General features: G+C 53.2%; 17 protein-coding genes. 13 read left to right on the forward strand and 4 right to left on the reverse strand.

Translation table 11 applies throughout. The features are described from left to right. Window positions 1-115 precede the first annotated feature (115 nt). Window positions 116-1276, reverse strand: coding sequence for an NnrS family protein (locus tag IPJ12_18965; GenBank protein ID MBK7649177.1), 1161 nt, complete (start codon window positions 1274-1276; stop codon window positions 116-118). A gap of 166 nt (window positions 1277-1442) precedes the next feature. Between IPJ12_18965 and IPJ12_18970 the strand changes: the two genes are divergently transcribed. From IPJ12_18970 to IPJ12_18985, 4 genes are all read left to right on the forward strand, one after another. Then, complete coding sequence (locus tag IPJ12_18970) at window positions 1443-2687, forward strand: nitronate monooxygenase (protein MBK7649178.1); 1245 nt, start codon at window positions 1443-1445, stop codon at window positions 2685-2687. A gap of 145 nt (window positions 2688-2832) precedes the next feature. Continuing rightward, complete coding sequence (locus IPJ12_18975; GenBank protein ID MBK7649179.1) at window positions 2833-3984, forward strand: hypothetical protein; 1152 nt, start codon at window positions 2833-2835, stop codon at window positions 3982-3984. Between the two features lie 61 nt (window positions 3985-4045). Then, the gene (locus IPJ12_18980) at window positions 4046-4426 is read left to right on the forward strand and encodes a hypothetical protein (protein MBK7649180.1); all 381 of its coding nucleotides are present in this window, start codon (window positions 4046-4048) and stop codon (window positions 4424-4426) included. 164 nt (window positions 4427-4590) lie between these two features. Continuing rightward, window positions 4591-5028, forward strand: coding sequence for a CBS domain-containing protein (locus IPJ12_18985; protein MBK7649181.1), 438 nt, complete (start codon window positions 4591-4593; stop codon window positions 5026-5028). On the opposite strand, the gene IPJ12_18990 is transcribed toward IPJ12_18985, so the two are convergent. The 3 genes from IPJ12_18990 to IPJ12_19000 form a co-directional block, all read right to left on the reverse strand. After that, window positions 5025-5804 (reverse strand): tRNA pseudouridine(65) synthase TruC, encoded by a 780-nt coding sequence (locus IPJ12_18990; GenBank protein MBK7649182.1) that lies wholly within the window; start codon window positions 5802-5804, stop codon window positions 5025-5027. The two genes, IPJ12_18985 and IPJ12_18990, sit on opposite strands and share 4 nt — an antisense overlap. Further along, on the reverse strand, window positions 5752-6735 hold the full coding sequence (locus IPJ12_18995) for a CoA ester lyase (GenBank protein ID MBK7649183.1): 984 nt from the start codon (window positions 6733-6735) through the stop codon (window positions 5752-5754). Before IPJ12_18995 ends, IPJ12_18990 begins: the two co-directional genes overlap by 53 nt. A gap of 77 nt (window positions 6736-6812) precedes the next feature. Then, a complete protein-coding gene (locus IPJ12_19000; protein MBK7649184.1) occupies window positions 6813-7799 on the reverse strand; it encodes a malate dehydrogenase in 987 nt (328 codons plus the stop codon). Window positions 7800-7996: 197 nt separating this feature from the next. On the opposite strand from IPJ12_19000, the gene IPJ12_19005 reads away from it, so the two are divergent. The 9 genes from IPJ12_19005 to odhB all read left to right on the forward strand — a co-directional run bounded on the left by IPJ12_19005 (window position 7997) and on the right by odhB (window position 17940). Beyond that, window positions 7997-8752: a GntR family transcriptional regulator gene (locus tag IPJ12_19005; protein MBK7649185.1), complete on the forward strand. Its 756-nt coding sequence runs from the start codon at window positions 7997-7999 to the stop codon at window positions 8750-8752. A 136-nt stretch (window positions 8753-8888) separates the two neighbouring features. Continuing rightward, window positions 8889-9275, forward strand: a complete 387-nt coding sequence (gene sdhC, locus IPJ12_19010) for a succinate dehydrogenase, cytochrome b556 subunit (protein ID MBK7649186.1) — start codon at window positions 8889-8891, stop codon at window positions 9273-9275. Then, on the forward strand, window positions 9272-9619 hold the full coding sequence (gene sdhD / locus IPJ12_19015; GenBank protein ID MBK7649187.1) for a succinate dehydrogenase, hydrophobic membrane anchor protein: 348 nt from the start codon (window positions 9272-9274) through the stop codon (window positions 9617-9619). Before sdhC ends, sdhD begins: the two co-directional genes overlap by 4 nt. A 2-nt stretch (window positions 9620-9621) precedes the next feature. Next, on the forward strand, window positions 9622-11406 hold the full coding sequence (sdhA, locus tag IPJ12_19020) for a succinate dehydrogenase flavoprotein subunit (GenBank protein ID MBK7649188.1): 1785 nt from the start codon (window positions 9622-9624) through the stop codon (window positions 11404-11406). A 12-nt stretch (window positions 11407-11418) separates the two neighbouring features. Continuing rightward, window positions 11419-12129, forward strand: a complete 711-nt coding sequence (locus tag IPJ12_19025) for a succinate dehydrogenase iron-sulfur subunit (GenBank protein ID MBK7649189.1) — start codon at window positions 11419-11421, stop codon at window positions 12127-12129. After that, window positions 12129-12371, forward strand: coding sequence for a succinate dehydrogenase assembly factor 2 (locus IPJ12_19030; protein MBK7649190.1), 243 nt, complete (start codon window positions 12129-12131; stop codon window positions 12369-12371). Before IPJ12_19025 ends, IPJ12_19030 begins: the two co-directional genes overlap by 1 nt. Window positions 12372-12453: 82 nt before the next feature. Further along, entirely contained in the window at window positions 12454-13752 is a 1299-nt protein-coding gene (gene gltA / locus IPJ12_19035; protein ID MBK7649191.1) for a citrate (Si)-synthase, read from the forward strand. Between the two features lie 102 nt (window positions 13753-13854). Continuing rightward, on the forward strand, window positions 13855-16689 hold the full coding sequence (locus IPJ12_19040; GenBank protein MBK7649192.1) for a 2-oxoglutarate dehydrogenase E1 component: 2835 nt from the start codon (window positions 13855-13857) through the stop codon (window positions 16687-16689). A 24-nt stretch (window positions 16690-16713) separates the two neighbouring features. After that, entirely contained in the window at window positions 16714-17940 is a 1227-nt protein-coding gene (odhB, locus tag IPJ12_19045) for a 2-oxoglutarate dehydrogenase complex dihydrolipoyllysine-residue succinyltransferase (protein ID MBK7649193.1), read from the forward strand. Window positions 17941-17994: the final 54 nt, after the last annotated feature.

Here is a 17994-nt window from a genome sequence, read left to right on the forward strand (position 1 = left end):
CAATTATCGCACAGGGCGGCAGTCGGGGAGACTGACGGCATTTCTGCTTGCAGTAGTCCGTGCGCTGAAATGGATGAATTGTTCCTCTTGGGGATTTCTCTAGGCGGCCTTCTGATCAATGTTCCCGGCCATCAATCCGGGGCTGCAACAGGATCGGCAGGTAGCGGAAGGCGAGCGTCCCGAAAGCGATCAGCCAGCAGGTCGCTGACAGGTATATCCAAACGAGATAGGCAGCCGGGAGGATTTGCGGCAGAAAAATACGAGTGACCAAGGCGACGATCATGATGTAAAGCACTGCTCTATCCATTCCGTCGAAAACCACTTTGCGTCCGGTATGGCCTTTGGAAATCCGGATAATCATGGCCGGGATGACGCAGCCCATGGCGCCAAAGGTGAAAAGATGCACCGATACCGAGCCAACCCAGACGAAGTTCATTGCGTGGCCGAGTGCCTCGACCATCAATTGGCCGATAATGGCCAAATACCCAATGTACATGATGCCGACATCAATGCGCTTGAAGGCTAGTTGGGGTTTCCAGAAGATGAAGCGAATGCTTAGCAGTCCGGCAAGGGTCAGCGAGAGTGCCGCGGTCAACGGTCGGGGGAGGGCAAATTCGAAGACTAGCAGCAAGCTCAGCAGCTTGATCGGCATGTCCAGTTTCGGGTGACGAAGAATCTGGATCTGGAACGCCGCCTTCATGAAGCCGGTCAAGGTGCGCTCCAGCATGATCAGGAAGGCAAGCCTGAATAATCCGATGGCCATGCCGTAGCCGGCCATGAAATCGGCACCTTCCAGCATCATGTACTTGGCCATCAGAAAGCCGGGCAACATGATCAGGAAAAATGCGTTGTCACGGTAGCTGTCGGTGGCGCGATGGCGGATCAACGTCCACAGCAGCATCGCAATCATGCTACCGAGAAAGAAATTGTTCGACAGCAGAAACAGGGGTTTTGGCCAGCTACCGCCAAAGCTCATGCCGATCCGCTCGAAGATCCAGGCGGCAGCAAGCAGCATCAGCGCCGGGCCATGGTAACCGCGGATATTTACCCAGTTCTTGGTTGAGGTGAGCAGGAACCCGCCCAGTACGGCCCAGCCGAAGCCGAAGAACATTTCGTGAGCATGCCATTGCACCGCACTGAAGGAGGCATCCGGCGCCGGGGCCGCGCTGCCGAAAATCAGTGCCCAGATTATCGGCAAGAGCATTCCAGAAAGGCAGGCAAGTGCAAAAAATGGGCGGAAGCCGACGAGCCAGATTGGATGCTTCGAGCATTGCATGAGAACTTATTGCCGATAAGGTTGATCTAAGCGCTGAGTTTAGCCACTCTTGGTCCCGGCAAATTTGATTTATCCCCGACTCGTCACGCATTGGACTTAACATTGGCGTAAAATTCGAGACTTGGCCGCGAGTGAGGGGTATCGGCCGGTATACATAAGGATAACGATGAAGCGTGTGGACGATTTCCGCTTGCGGCTTGGCAAGCACGAGCTGGTGCCGATCATGGTCGGCGGCATGGGGGTTGACATTTCGAGTGCCGACCTCGCCCTCGAGGCGGCCCGCCTTGGAGGCGTCGGGCATATCTCCGATGCGATGATCAAGACCGTTTCTGATCGTCGTTACGACACCAAGTTCGTCAAAGAAAAACTCAAGATCTACAAGTTCAACGTCGAGAACGAAGACAAATCACCCGTCAAATTCGATCTTGGCAAGCTGATTGAGGCGACACGGCTTCACGTTGAGTCAACCATGTCGCGCAAAACCGGCACCGGCATGATTTTCATCAACTGTATGGAAAAGCTGACCATGAATGCGCCGAAAGAGACGCTCAAGGTACGCATGGAAGCAGCGATGGATTCCGGCATTGAAGGCATTACGCTGGCTGCCGGCCTGCACTTGGGATCCTTTGCGTTAATTGAGGATCATCCACGTTTCCGTGACGTCAAGCTGGGCATCATTGTTTCTTCGGTGCGCGCCCTGCAACTTTTCCTGAAAAAGAGTTCGCGGACCGGTCGCCTGCCAGACTACATCGTCGTTGAAGGGCCGCTGGCTGGTGGCCACCTTGGCTTTGGCATGGACTGGGCTCAGTACGATCTGGCTACCATCGTTGCCGAAGTGATTCAGTATCTGAAGAACGAGCATCTGGATATTCCCGTCATCCCGGCCGGCGGTATTTTCACCGGTTCCGATGCTGCGGCTTTCCTCGAAGGTGGTGCCTCGGCCGTTCAGGTGGCAACCCGCTTTACGGTTTCCGAAGAATGTGGCCTGCCTGCGGACGTCAAGCAAGAGTACTTCAAGGCGAGCGAAGAGGACATAGAGGTCAATCAGATTTCCCCGACCGGCTATCCAATGCGCATGATAAAAAGCAGTCCTGGCATTGGCGCCGGTATACGCCCCAATTGTGAGGCCTACGGATATCTGCTGGATGCCAACGGCAAGTGTGCCTATGTTACGGCCTATAACCGGGAAATTGCAGCACACCCTGGCGCTCGCAAGATATCGGTCATGGACAAGACCTGTCTGTGCACGCATATGCGGAATTTTGATATCTGGACTTGTGGCCATCTGACCTACCGTCTCAAAGATACGACCCATCGTCTTGAGGATGGCAGTTATCAGTTGCTGTCGGCTGAACATGTCTTCAAGGACTATCAGTTCAGCACTGACCAGAAGGTTGCCTTGCCGGAATAACTGCTGGCCTGACTGAAATACAGACGGCCCCGCTGTGGGTCGTTGGTCGGCTTTGACCCCGCGAAGATTTCCCGTCATGACCATAGCCAAACTGTGTAGTTGGACAACATCGCTGTGTCCGCTAAAGAAAGCCATCGTTGCTGTTATGGCCATTCTGCAAATCGCATTACCTGCGATGGCCGAGTCTGAATCAGCTTTTTCGCTGCAGGGCTTCGGAACGCTCGGTATTGCCCGGACCACAACAGACAACGTCGAGTTTGTCCGTGACTTGTCCCAGCCACGAGGGATCGGCAAGGAGTGGAGTGGCTTGGTGGATAGCGTGCTCGGCCTGCAGGGCGCCTGGCATATCAATCCACAGATGGATGCGGTGGTTCAAGCGACGAGTCGTTATCGCTACGACCAGACGTTCTATCCCGAAATTGCCTGGGCATATTTGAAATATGATCCCAACCCGAATTTGAGCCTGAGGGCTGGGCGCCTGGGTACTGAATTTTTCATGATGGCGGATTCGCGCTGGGTTGGTTATTCTTTTCTGACCGTACGTCCGCCCGGCGATTATTTCTGGTATTTGCCTTTTTATAGCATCCACGGTGCCGATGCGGCGATAACCGTACCGCTTGGTGAACATCTCCTGCGAGCGAAGGTCTTCTACGGGCGTTCGAATGGTCAAATTCCGTTGGCTGATGAACAGTGGGATATTTCCGGTTCGCCGATGGTGGGTGGATTCCTCGAGTATCAAGTAGATGCCTGGCTGGTGCGAGCTAGCTACGCCAATATTCAGTTCCGACACGACCTGCCAATTTCGGCGGTGATGCAGAAAATTATAGGGCGGGGCACTACGAGCGCGGAAGCCGCCTTCCTTGCTACGCGCAATACGCGCACTCACTATTATTCGGTAGGGGTCGTCTACGATCAGGGACCGTGGCAGGCGCAGTTGATGTTGAATCATATCGAGCAAGGCAGCAATGCACTTGAAAGCTCGGATGGTGGCTATCTGCTTGCCGGTTATCGGGTTTTTCAGGTAACGCCTTATCTTGGGTACTCGTGGGTTCGTTCCCGGCAGCATGGGCAGCCTCTGAATGCTCTTGCCGCCTACGTCATGGCTGATTCACATTCCGAGCAGCATACGATGTTCCTGGGGGTGCGCTGGGATGTTGCCAAAAATGTTGCGCTCAAGGCTCAGTGGGATTCGATCCGGGGCGATTCAACGTCGATTTTTCCTTATCGCCAGGACCGTCGAGCGCAATGGGATGGCAACATGGATGTTTTTTCCATGACGATGGACTTTGTCTTCTAAATCGATGCGCATTGTCCGACGGTTTTCCTTGCTGACATTGTGTTGGCTGCTAATGCAGCCGATGGCAGAAGTGCGAGCCGAACTGGTTGTGGTGGTAAATGCGCGCTGTGGCGTGGCTGCAATGACCCGAAACGAGGTAGTCAATGTTTTTTTCGGCCGCAATCGCCAGTTTTTCAATGGCGTGGAAGCGCAACCGGTGGACATGCCAGATAGTCATCCTGATCGGGCACGCTTTTATCGCGCATTGGTTGGCAAGGAGGTTTCCGAGGTCAATGCCTACTGGTCACGGCAAGTCTTTTCTGGGCGCATGCAACCGCCTACGAAGGTAAATACAACCGACGATGTTATGAAATGGGTGAGTTCACATCCGGGGGGCATAGGATTTATTGATCTATCCAGGGCCGATGCGCGAGTTCGTGTGGTTTACGACCTGACACCCTAAGTAAATTTTTTAACTTTCTCATTGAACCTTGAGTTGATCGGCGTGGTCATTATTTTCATGGCCATAGCGGTGATTGTCATCAAGTACGGGTAATCTTCGCATGTGCTGTAGTTCGTGCTTCGATGAGCTACATCATTGATTTCTAATAACCAAAGGAGATAAACATGCCCAATCGCATCATTAGCAACATTATCGCCGGCCAAACTGTTGTTTCCTGCGCCAAGGAAGCCACGGTGCGGTCTGCTTGCAGCTTGATGGCCCAAAAGCGGATCGGAGCCATTCTGGTCGTTGAAAACAACCGGACCGTTGGCATCTTTACCGAGCGTGATGCGCTCAACAAGGTCTTGGCAGGCAATCTGGATCCGGATAAAACGACCTTGTCGCAGGTAATGGTCGCCAACCCGCAAACGATTCGTGCTGACAAGCCGCTTGGCTATGCCTTGCAATTTATGGTCGATGGTGGTTTCCGCCATGTGCCAGTGGTGGACGATAATGGTGCTCCGTTGGGCATGGTTTCTGCTCGCGATGCTTTGGGTCAGGATATCGTTCAACTCGAGCGAAATCTCGAACTCCGCGAGCACCTCGAGGAAAATATCGCCTAAGTTGGTTCGAGCGGCCAGCCCAAAAGCACCAGCGTGTCGGCGAATTCGCCGGACGCTGGTGCTTTTATTTCCAGATGTTGCCCCTCCACTGGGTGGTTAAATGCCATGCTGACGCACGCAAGCAGCATCCGATGGCAGCCAAGATGTTCAGCAAAGTAGCGGTTATGAATTCCCTTGCCGTGGGTTGCGTCGCCGATGACCGGATGGGCAATATGTTTGAGATGACGCCTTATCTGGTGGCGACGACCGCTTACAGGTTCCAGTTCAAGTAGCGCATAACGGCTGGTTGGGTAGCGGTCCACCTTAACGGGAAGTTCGATTTCAGCCAGTTTCCGAAAGTGCGTGAAGGCTGGTTGCGGCTCTGTGCTGCTTTGTTCTCCCCGGAATTCGTAGGGATCGCGTTGCCGAGACAGCGCATGCTCGATGCTGCCTGATGCCGGCGGGTGTCCGCGAACGACCGCCCAATAACGTTTATCTACTGTTCCTTGCTCGAACTGTTGTCCGAGTTGGCTGGCGATTTCCTTGCTCAGACCAAATAGCAGTACGCCGGAAGTGCCTCTATCGAGTCGATGGGCTGGCCATACGTACTGGCCGATCTGGTCGCGCAGGATCTGGATCGCGAAGCGGGTTTCGTGACGATCGATTTCAGATCGATGGACGAGTAGGGCGGGCGGCTTGTCGATAACGACAATATGCTCGTCGCGATAGAGGATAGGGAGTTCTTCAGCCAAAAAAACGTTGCTTTGCCGTAACTGGAATTTCCATACCGGTGACATGGGCGCGGTCGAGCAATTCCCAGTAGTAGCGATAAGAGGCTCGATCGTGGAGTTTGCCTTCGTGTTGAGTCGGTCCCCAGTCGGTGTCCTGAGCGGCTGTCAGGATTTCAGCCGCAGCCTGCACTTCCGAAAAATCCGGGCGCATTGCTTCGACGATTGGCACAATCTGGTTTGGGTGAATGCTCCACATGCGCAGGTATCCAAATTCTGTTCGAGCGCGCAATGCGTCATTGCGGATGTATTCGATATCTTTCAGTTCGGTGGTCACGTTATGTGATGGAATGACCCCGCAAGCCAGTGCTGCCGCGCTGATTTCACATTTGGCACGAGCAACCAGCGGATGTTCAAACTGGCCGGGACTTTTCATGGCGCTGCCAGGAATGGCGCCGTGATGCCCGGAGACGAAATCCATCAGGCCAAAATCCAGACTCTCGACCCCGGGTAGTGCAGCGATTTCCCATACTTCGCGAAGAGCGCCGTGGGTTTCAACAAGCACGTGAACCGGAATCCTGCGGTCAACGCCAAAATTTTGCTCAATTTCACGTAATGCTTCTATTTGAATCTGAACGTCAGCGGCGCTACAGGATTTGGGCAAGGTAATGAAAGGCAAGCGGCTGCCGGCGATGCCAACCAGAATTTCCATATCCTGCCGCCAGTGCGGGTGGGTGACGTCATGAACGCGAGCGCCTACCCGGTTGAACAGGTTGTCCTCGCTCATGATGATACCGGCAGCCATTTCAGCGTGCTCGCGCTCGGCACCTGCATGAGCCCCATCCTCGCAGTCGCAGGTGATGTCGAATATCGGTCCGAGTTCCCTTTGTAACTGGAGTGCTTTCCGCATCAGTTTTTCAGATCCGGCGTAATGGTCGACAGCGGGCAGAATGGGGAATGGTTTTTCGCCGGCAAAAAGTACGGCTTTCGGATGGCGCATGATTTTCAGATCCAAAAATGAAAATGGCCGCGGTATTTTACCGCGGCCATTTAATGAAGCTGGGAACTAATGCTGGATTACAGCATGTCCTTGACGGCTTCGGCTTCGTCGGTCAATTCCTTGAGCGTGAAGTTGATCTTTTCGCGGCTGTATTCGTCGATTTCCAGACCCTGGATGATCTTGAACGAACCTCCATTGCACTCGCACGGGAAGCCGTAAACGATGCCGGCCGGGATGCCGTAAGAACCATCAGACGGAACGCCCATCGTGACCCAGTCGCTGGAACCGAGAACCCAGTCATGGATGTGATCAATGGCTGCATTGGCAGCAGAGGCGGCGGAAGAAAGGCCGCGTGCTTCGATGATGGCTGCGCCGCGCTTACCGACGGTCGGCAGGAATGTGTCGTTGTTCCAGGCGTGATCGTTGATCAGTGCCTTGACGTTGTCGCCGTTGGATTCGCAGTTGCGGTAGTCAGCGTACATCGTCGGGGAGTGATTACCCCAGACGACCAGCTTCTTGAAGGAGGAAACGGCGCGGCCGGTTTTCTCGGCCAATTGGGACAGCGCGCGGTTATGATCCAGGCGCAGCATGCCGTGGTAATTGTTCGGGTTGGTGCGGCCGACCTTCTTGGCTGCTGCTGCAGCAATATAGGCGTTGGTGTTGCAGGGGTTGCCAACGACCAGAACCTTGACGTCTTCCTTGGCGTTCTCGGCAATTGCTTTGCCTTGAACCGTGAAGATGGCGCCGTTGGCGGTCAGCAAGTCGGCACGTTCCATACCTTTGGTGCGTGGGCGGGCGCCAACCAGCAGGCAGACGTCGGCATCCTTGAACGCAACGTTCGGGTCATCAGTGGCGACCATGCCGGCGAGTAGCGGGAAGGCGCAGTCGTCGAGCTCCATCATCACGCCCTTGACGGCTTGCTGGGCTTGCGGCAGGTCGAGCAACTGGAGGATGACCGGCTGGTCTTTGCCGAGCATTTCGCCGGAGGCAATGCGGAACAGCAGGCTATAACCGATCTGGCCGGCGGCGCCGGTAATGGCAACGCGCATGGGTGCTTTGGACATGTATCGCTCCTGTTTGAAACAGCGTGGTTGAAATTATTGGTATTCGCCCGAAAGCCCGCTTTTTTGATTACTTGCGTCAGCAGGCACGAGAGATTGAAGATGGTAGGAGTTCGGCGTTTTTCTGTCAATTCATCATGTGTCTTATATAAGATAACTTTTCGTGGACGGCCTTGGTGAAATGTGCTGAAATTTGGATCATGACTCGTGACGTTTCTCGTCCTGCCCCCCGTTTAAGTTCACCAACTTTCAGTCCTCTATATCGCCAAATCAAGGATTTCTTGATTCGTAGCCTGGAGGAAGGAGAGTGGAGGCCTGGTGATTCCATTCCCAGCGAGGGTGAGCTGGCATCACGCTTCAATGTCAGCCAAGGAACTGTCCGTAAGGCAATTGACGAAATGGCTGCGGAAAATCTACTTATTCGACGTCAGGGAAAAGGGACATTTGTTGCAACGCATAACGATCCCCGCTCCTTTTACCGATTTCTGCGCTTGGTGCCAGATGATGGCAAGGCAACCCATGCTGTCAGTGACCCATATTTTTGCGAAACTGTTGATGCGAATCCGGAGGTGGCAACTGCTCTTGGCCTGCAGGTTGGCACGAGAGTAGTTCACGTGAAGCGTCTGCTACGTTTCAGTGGGGATCCCGTGGTCTTTGATCAGATATATCTTGTCGCTGAATTATTTGATGGTTTGACGCTGGAAAGTTTGCGGGGGGGAGAGCGCTCGCTTTATAGTTTGTTTGAAAGTGATTTTGGTGTTCGTATGATCAATGCCGAAGAGCACTTGAGGGCAGTTCCGGCAGATGCCCGAAGTGCGGGCATGATTGGTGTGCCATTGGGGGAGCCTCTCTTGCTTGTGGAGCGGACGGCTTATACCTATGGGAATAAGGCTGTAGAGTGGCGACGTGGTCTGTATAGCACCCGGCATCACTACTATAGAAATGTTTTAGGTTGAACAGTAGGGGTACGCTTAAAACCACTCGGAAAGGCCTCTCTGAGGAGTGCTCTGTCTAGTTTTGAATGTATAATTACAGCTCTTTTCGAACCACGTAAAAGCGGATAACCGCATATTCACGCGAGGGATGACGTTCATGGCAGAAATGACCATCAAGAAACGTCCAAAAAACTTGGACTTGACCACAATTAGGTTGCCGTTGCCGGGCAAGGTTTCAATTCTTCATCGCGTTAGCGGTGCCGGATTGTTTCTTTGTCTTCCGGTTTTGCTCTGGCTGTTCGGAGCAAGCTTGGCGTCTCCTGATAGTTTTGCGGTTTTTAAATCGGTTGCCGGCATGTTGCCGGTCAAGGTGATTCTGGCGGGCCTTCTTTGGGCGTTTGTGCACCATTTTTGTGCTGGTATTCGATTTCTTCTGCTTGATCTGCATGTGGGCATTGAGAAAGAGGCTGCCCGCAAGTCTGCTGGTGTTGTGCTGGCAGTAAGTATTCCGCTGACCCTGATCCTTTGGGGGGTGTTGCTGTGATCAATCGTATTGTTGTAGGTGCTCATTACGGGCTGAGGGATTGGATTGCCCAGCGCGCAACGGCAGTTATCATGGCGGTCTATTCGGTATTGATGGCCGCGGTTCTGCTGATCGTTCGTCCATCCACCTTCGAGGCATGGCAGGGGCTGTTTGCTAACGGCGTTATAAAATTCCTGACCTTTCTTTTTTTCGTTAGTCTGTTTTACCACGCTTGGATTGGCGTGCGTGATATCTGGATGGACTACGTGAAGCCGACTGGCCTGCGCCTTTCCCTGCATGTTCTGACTGCTGCTGCGCTGGTGGGGTATACCGCGTGGGCTGCTGCGATTCTCTGGAGGCTGTAAGCGTGAGTATTCCTGTTCTCAAATTTGATGCGGTAATCGTTGGTGCTGGTGGCGCTGGTTTGCGTTCTGCAATCCAGTTGTCCGAGGCTGGCTTGAAGACGGCTGTGCTGTCCAAGGTGTTTCCAACCCGTTCTCATACAGTTGCTGCTCAGGGCGGCGTTGCGGCTTCTCTCGGTAATTCCGAGGAAGATCACTGGACGTGGCACATGTACGATACCGTCAAGGGTTCCGACTGGCTCGGTGACCAAGATGCTATTGAGTTCATGTGCAAGAAGGCCAATGAAGTGGTGGTCGAGCTTGAGCATTACGGTATGCCTTTTGATCGTACCGATGATGGCAAGATTTACCAGCGTCCGTTCGGCGGCCATATGTCGAATTTTGGTGAAAAGCCAGTGCGTCGATCGTGTGCGGCCGCTGACCGTACTGGTCATGCCATGCTGCATGCCATGTATCAGCGTAACGTCAAGGCCAACACCCAGTTTTTCGTTGAATGGATGGCGCTTGATCTGATTCGTGACGAAGAGGGTCACGTCCTTGGCGTTACCGCCATGGAAATGGAAACAGGTCAGATCGTTATTTTCCATGCTCGCGCCACGATTTTTGCTACCGGTGGTGCTGGCCGTATTTTCTACTCTTCGACCAATGCTTTCATTAATACTGGTGACGGCTTGGGTATGGCGGCTCGTGCCGGCATCCCGCTCGAAGATATGGAGTTTTGGCAATTTCACCCGACCGGCGTGGCCGGTGCAGGCGTGCTCATTACAGAAGGTGTGCGCGGAGAAGGTGGTATCCTGCGTAACTCCAGCAAGGAACGCTTCATGGAGCGCTACGCGCCGAATGCCAAGGATCTGGCTTCGCGTGACGTGGTTTCCCGTGCCATGGCGACGGAAATCAAGGAAGGTCGGGGTTGTGGCGTCAACAAGGACTATGTCCTGCTCGACATTACTCACCTGGATCCTGCAACCATCATGAAGCGCTTGCCGGGTATTCATGAAATTGGTCTTCAGTTTGCCGGTGTTGATTGTCTAAAAGAACCGTTGCCTGTGGTTCCGACTTGTCACTATCAGATGGGTGGTATCCCGACGCATTACTCCGGCCGTGTCGTGATGCCCAAGGATGGTGACATGAGCAATATCGTTCCGGGTTTCTACGCGGGTGGCGAATGTGCGTGCGCATCGGTGCATGGCGCTAATCGTCTTGGTACCAACTCACTACTGGATCTGTTGGTGTTCGGCAAGTCGGCCGGCGATTCGGCGGTAGAGGATCTGAAGGCAGGTCGCGCTCATCGCGAACTACCAAAGGATGTTGCTGATAAGACCTTGGCGCGCATTTCGGCTCTTGATAATCGTAAGGGCGGTGCAAACGTCCACGAAACTCGTTTGGCTATGCAGCGCACAATGCAGGATCATGCGGGTGTGTTCCGTTTTGGAGATATGCTTAAGCAAGGTGTTGAGAAAATCCTCGAAGTTGAAAAGGCTGCTCGCCAACTCGAAATCAAGGATAAGTCAATGGCTTGGAATACCGCTCGTACCGAAGCGCTCGAAATGGAAAACCTGATCGAAGTCGCGAAGGCCACGATGATTTCCGCTGAAGCTCGTAAGGAATCGCGCGGTGCTCACGTTCGTGATGATGCGCCGGATTCGGTAGAGTTTCCGAACGGCCGTAATGACAAGGAATGGCTGAAGCACACACTGTTCTCGCCGGTTGATAATTCGATCAGCTACAAGCCGGTCAACATGCAACCCCTGACCGTCGAGGCCGTAGCCCTCAAGACGCGCTCGTACTAATTGGAGTCCAGAATGAGCAAACGTATGGTTCAATTCAGTATCTATCGCTACGATCCAGACAAGGATGATGCACCTTACATGCAGGACATTTCGGTTGAACTTGAGCCGACTGACCGCAAACTGCTGGATGCGCTGACCAAGTTGAAGGCTAAAGACGATGCGATTTCTTACCGTCGCTCTTGTCGAGAAGGTGTTTGTGGCTCTGATGCCATGAACATCAACGGCAAGAACGGCTTGGCCTGCCTGACTGACATTGACAGCTTGAAGCAGCCGATCGTTCTACGCCCGCTACCGGGTCTTCCGGTCATCCGCGACTTGATCGTCGATATGACCCAGTTCTTCAAGCAGTACCACTCGATTAAGCCGTATCTGATTAACAATGATCCGCCGCCAGAGCGCGAACGCCTCCAGTCACCGGAGGATCGCGAAGAGTTGAACGGGCTTTATGAGTGCATCCTGTGTGCTTGCTGCTCGACGTCTTGTCCGTCGTTCTGGTGGAACCCGGATAAGTTCGTTGGTCCGGCGGGCTTACTGGCCGCCTACCGCTTCATCGCTGATACGCGTGACCAGGCAACTAGCGAGCGACTCGATAATCTTGAGGATCCGTATCGCTTGTTCCGTTGCCACTCCATCATGAATTGTGTCGATGTATGTCCGAAAGGCCTGAATCCAACCAAGGCTATCGGAAAAATCAAGGACATGATGGTTCGTCGCGCCGTCTAATGGAACGCAAGGACTACGAACGCCTGCGTTGGCGATGCATTCGTCGCGCGCTTCTTGAGCTCGATATTACGCTGACCCGTTTTCTCGATGATGGGTTTGAGAGGTTGAGCGACGAAGAACAGAAGGCGTTTGTGGAACTTGCCGACATGGAGGATTACGATCTTTGGGACTTGCTTACCGGTAAGGCAGAGATTGATGATCTTCGTTTGGCGCCCATCGTGGCGCTGCTTCGTAAGAGTTGAGTAAGGTTTTCATTCTATCTTGGGAATGTTGACCGCTTTTTTGCATTGCAGTGACAACCAACACCTATAAAGGGAAGACTCCATGACGACTGAACGCAAGGCAACTTTGACAATCGATGGGCTGGCTCCAGTTGATTTTCCGATCATGTCACCGACGCACGGCAACGATTGCGTTGATATTCGCACGCTAGGTGGCAAGACCGGTTTGTTTACCTATGACTCTGGTTTCCTTTCTACCGCTAGCTGTAAGTCAACCATCACTTTCATCGATGGTGACAAGGGTGAGTTGCTGTATCGCGGATATCCGATTGAGCAACTGGCTGAAAATTGCAATTTCCTTGAAGTGGCATACTTGCTGAAAAATGGTGAGTTGCCTAATGCTACTGACAAGGTGGCATTTGAAACGACCATCAAGAAGCATACGATGGTGCATGACCAGCTGACCCGTTTTTATAGTGGCTTCCGTCGCGATGCTCACCCGATGGCTGTTATGGTTGGTGTGGTTGGTGCGCTTTCTGCGTTCTATCACGATGCGATGGATTACTCTGATGCCGAGCATCGTAACGTCAGCTTTAATCGACTTGTAGCCAAGTTGCCGACGATTGTTGCTATGGCTTACAAATACAACACCGGTGCACCGTTCATGTATCCGGACAACGATCTTGATTACACTTCCAACTTCATGCGAATGATGTTTGGCAATCCGTGCGAGAAGTACAAGCCGAACCCGGTTCTGGTCAATGCGCTTGATACCATTTTTACGCTGCACGCCGATCACGAGCAAAATGCATCAACGTCAACCGTACGTCTTGCAGGTTCCTCGGGCGCCAATCCGTTTGCGTGTATTGCTGCTGGTATCGCCTGCCTATGGGGTCCGGCTCACGGCGGTGCCAATGAGGCGTGTCTGCAGATGCTTGAGCAAATTGGCGATGTATCCAAAGTTGGGGAATATATCAACCGTGCAAAGGATAAAAACGACTCCTTCAAGCTGATGGGCTTCGGACACCGTGTCTACAAGAATTTCGATCCACGTGCCAAGCTGATGCGTAAGGTTTGTTTCGATGTTCTTTCTGAACTCGGTCTGCAGAACGACCGTTTGTTCAAGCTGGCGATGGAGCTGGAAAAGATCGCTCTGGAAGATCCGTACTTCGTTGAGAAGAAGCTCTATCCGAACGTCGACTTCTATTCGGGTATTGTTCAAAAAGCTATTGGTATTCCTACCGAAATGTTCACCTGTATTTTCGCTTTGGCTCGTACCGTTGGCTGGATGACGCAGTGGGAAGAGATGATTTCCGATCCGGAATACAAGATTGGCCGTCCGCGTCAGTTGTATATGGGCGCTGCCAAGCGCGATGTGGTGCCGCTTGCCCAACGCGGTTAATTAGTAATATGGGCGGCCGTGTGGCCGCCCTTTTTTTACCTGCAAAAACTGACCTGGTTCTCAGAGACTACAGTGGAAAGAAAAACCCTAGAGGGGACGCCTATGACTACAATGAATAATTTATTCGACAGCACAATGTTCTTTGGTGGCAATGCGCCATTTGTAGAAGAGCTGTACGAAAACTACCTAAATAATCCGACTGCAGTGCCCGAAGAATGGCGCGAGTATTTTGATCGCTTGGCACAGATGCCTGGTTTTGTTGCTCGCGACGTTGCACACGCTCCGGTTATTTCCGCATTTGCTGAGCTGGCCAAAGACGGTGGTTTCCGTCCTCCTCCTGTCGCTGGCGGTGATAACAAGAAGCAGTCTGCGGTGGGCCAACTCGTCACCGCCTACCGTTCGATGGGAACTCGCTGGGCCGATCTTGATCCACTCAAGCGTCTGGCTCGTCCCCAGATTGACGAACTAGAGCCGTCCTTTTACGGATTCACTGATGCCGATCTTAATCAGACTTTCAGCGTAGGCTCGCTCAAAGGTTTGCCTGAGACAGCGAAATTGGGTGACATCCTCGAGACGCTGAAACAGACGTATTGCGGTACCGTTGGCGTCGAATATATGTACATGGCTGATTATGGCGAAAAGCGTTGGCTCCAGGAACGACTGGAAGGCGTTCGTTCACGCCCCTCTTACACGCCTGATCAGAAAAAACGCCTGCTGGAACGCTTGACCGCCGCCGAGACACTTGAGCGCTATCTCCATACCAAATATGTTGGTCAGAAGCGCTTTTCGCTTGAAGGTGGAGAGTCCTTGATTGTTGCGCTGGATGAAGCAATTCGTTCAAGTGGAAGTCGTGGTGTTGACGAAATTGTCATTGGAATGGCACACCGTGGTCGTCTGAATGTGTTGGTGAACACGTTGGACAAAGCTCCGTCCATGCTATTCGCAGAGTTTGAGGGCAAGAAGAAGGTTGATCTAACTGCTGGCGACGTGAAATATCACATGGGCTTTTCGTCTGATGTTTCTACGCCACAAGGTCCTTGCCACCTGACTTTGGCGTTCAACCCCTCTCACCTTGAAATTGTTAATCCGGTCGTCGAGGGATCTGTTTACGCCCGTCAAGTTCGTCGTGGGGAAGGTAGTAAAGCAAAGATATTGCCGGTGATCGTTCACGGCGATTCGGCCGTTATTGGTCAAGGTGTTAATCAGGAAATGCTGAACTTCGCTCAGACCCGCGGCTATGGTACGGGTGGATCGGTTCACATTGTTGTAAACAACCAGATCGGCTTTACAACCAGCGATCCGCGTGACTACCGCTCCGGTCACTACTGTACCGATATTTTCAAAATGGCGGATGCGCCTATCTTCCATGTCAATGGTGACGATCCTGAAGCGGTTGCCTTGGTTACTCAAATCGCTATTGAATATCGGCAAACCTTCAGCAAGGATGTGGTAATCGACATCGTCTGCTTCCGCAAGCTTGGACACAATGAGCAAGACGAGCCGATGGTTACGCAGCCTTTGATGTACAAGATTATCTCCAAACATCCGGGTACTCGCCGTCTGTATGGTGAGAGACTGATTGCCGAAGGGGTTTTGTCTGCAGATGGTCCGGATCAGATGATTCAAGAGTATCGCGATCATCTGGACAAGGGTGAGTTGCTTTATAACCCTGTCTTGGCGGGTTACAAGCATCCGAACATGATTGATTGGACGCCGTTCCTCGCCAAGAATTACATTGAAAACTGTGACACCACAGTTCCAATGACCGAATTGAAGCGTCTCTCTCAGCGTCTGACGACGCTTCCAGATGGCTTTACGCTGCATTCCCGTGTCAAAAAGATTGTCGAGGACCGTGGCTCGATGGGTGAAGGCAAGTTACCTGTTGACTGGGGTATGGCTGAAAATCTTGCCTATGCTTCTCTGCTGGTTTCTGGTTATGGCATACGTATTTCGGGTGAAGACGTGGGTCGCGGTACCTTCTTCCATCGTCACGCAGCATTCCATGATCAGAATCGTGAAAGCTGGGATAAGGGTACCTATATTCCGTTGAAACACCTGCAGGAAAAGCAGTCAGGTTTCCATTGCTATGATTCGGTGCTCTCAGAAGAGGCTGTTCTGGCATTTGATTACGGATATGCCACTGCCAATCCCTATGAATTAGTTATCTGGGAAGGCCAGTTTGGAGACTTTGCTAACGGCGCCCAAGTTGTCATTGACCAATTCATTACCTCTGGTGAGGCAAAGTGGGGACGTGCATGTGGTCTTGTCATGCTGCTCCCCCACGGGTATGAAGGCCAAGGTCCTGAGCACTCATCGGCGCGACTGGAACGATTCATGAACCAGTGTGCAGAGATGAACATGGAAGTTTGTGTGCCTACGACGGCAGCACAGGTATTCCATATGCTTCGTCGTCAGGCACTCCGCATGCAGCGCAAGCCTTTGGTTGTGATGTCCCCGAAATCATTGCTGCGCCACAAAGATGCCGCTTCTCCGCTTGAAGATCTTGCAAGTGGTGAATTCAAGCGGATCATAGGCGAAGTCGACGAGCTTGATGGCAAGAAGGTCAAACGTGTCGTTCTGTGTTCAGGCAAGGTCTACTATGATTTGCTGGCGGCAAGGCGCGAGAAGAAAATTACCGATATCGCCATTGTTCGTGTAGAGCAGTTGTATCCTTTCCCGCAGGCTTCGCTGCAGGCCGAAATGGCCAAATATCCGAAGGCGACAGAAATTGTGTGGTGTCAGGAAGAGCCGCGTAATCAAGGCGCTTGGTACTGGATTGCTTCCCGCCATCATCTTGATGCGCAAATTGGTGTCAAGCGCAAGCTACTATTGGTCTCGCGCCCGGCATCTCCGTCGCCAGCTGTCGGTTATCTGGCGAAGCACAACGAGCAACAAAAGGCACTGGTCGAGTCCGCATTGGGCAAGATTGAGTACTAATAACTAAAACAGAGTGGAGTCACTATGAGCATTATCGAAGTTCAAGTTCCCCAGCTGTCCGAGTCCGTCGCCGAAGGCACACTCGCATCCTGGAAAAAGAAAGTTGGAGACGCCGTTGCACGCGACGAAATCCTGATTGATATCGAAACCGACAAGGTTGTTCTCGAGGTTCCGTCACCGGGTGCCGGCGTTCTGGTCGAAATCATCAAAGCAGATGGAGAAACCGTTGTCTCCGGTGAATTGATCGCTCGCATCGATACCGAAGCCAAGGCAGGCGCCGCTGCTCCGGCTGCTGATGCACCAAAGGCTGCCGCTCCCGCCGCAGCCCCGGTTGCCGCTGCTGCCGCACCGGCCGGTACAGCCAGCCCTTCTGCACGCAAGATCCTTGATGAAAAGGGTATTGCTGCTGCTGATGTCGCAGGTTCTGGCCGCGGTGGACGTGTTACCAAGGAGGATGCTGTCGCTGCTGCGCCGAAGGCTGGCCCGGTTGCTGCACCCGTCGCTGCCAAGGCAGCGTTGCCTACGCCGCCGGTGGCTGTTGCCCTGGGCGATCGTACTGAACAGCGCGTTCCGATGTCGCGTTTGCGTGCTCGTATTGCCGAACGCTTGCTGCAGTCACAGCAAACCAATGCCATCCTGACCACGTTCAACGAAGTGAACATGGGTCCGATGATGGCGCTGCGCAAGCAGTATGGTGAAAAGTTCGAAAAAGCCCACGGCGTTCGCCTCGGCTTCATGGGCTTCTTCGTCAAGGCCGCCTGTGCCGCCCTGCAGAAGTTCCCGATCCTGAACGCTTCGGTTGACGGCAACGACATCGTTTATCACGGCTTCATCGACATCGGTATAGCCGTTGGTTCGCCGCGTGGCCTGGTCGTCCCGATCATCCGCAATGCTGACCAGATGAGCATCGCTGAAATCGAAAAGAAGATCGCCGAATTCGGTTCCAAGGCCAAGGATGGCAAGCTGACCATCGAAGACCTGACCGGCGGTACATTCTCGATCTCCAACGGTGGCATCTTCGGTTCCATGATGTCCACGCCGATCATCAACCCGCCGCAATCCGCCATCCTGGGCATCCATGCCACCAAGGACCGCGCCATGGTTGAGAACGGTCAAGTCGTTGTGCGTCCGATGAACTACCTGGCCATGTCCTACGATCACCGTATCATCGACGGCCGCGAAGCTGTGCTCGGTCTGGTGACGATGAAGGAAGCGCTGGAAGATCCTTCACGCCTGCTGCTCGGCGTCTAATCGACGTTGGCTGGCGCCAGTTCCCCGTCAAAGGGGACTGGCGCTTTTGCACAT

The sequence above is a fragment of the Betaproteobacteria bacterium genome (genome assembly GCA_016709965.1).
Lineage (GTDB): Bacteria > Pseudomonadota > Gammaproteobacteria > Burkholderiales > Rhodocyclaceae > Azonexus > Azonexus amarohabitans.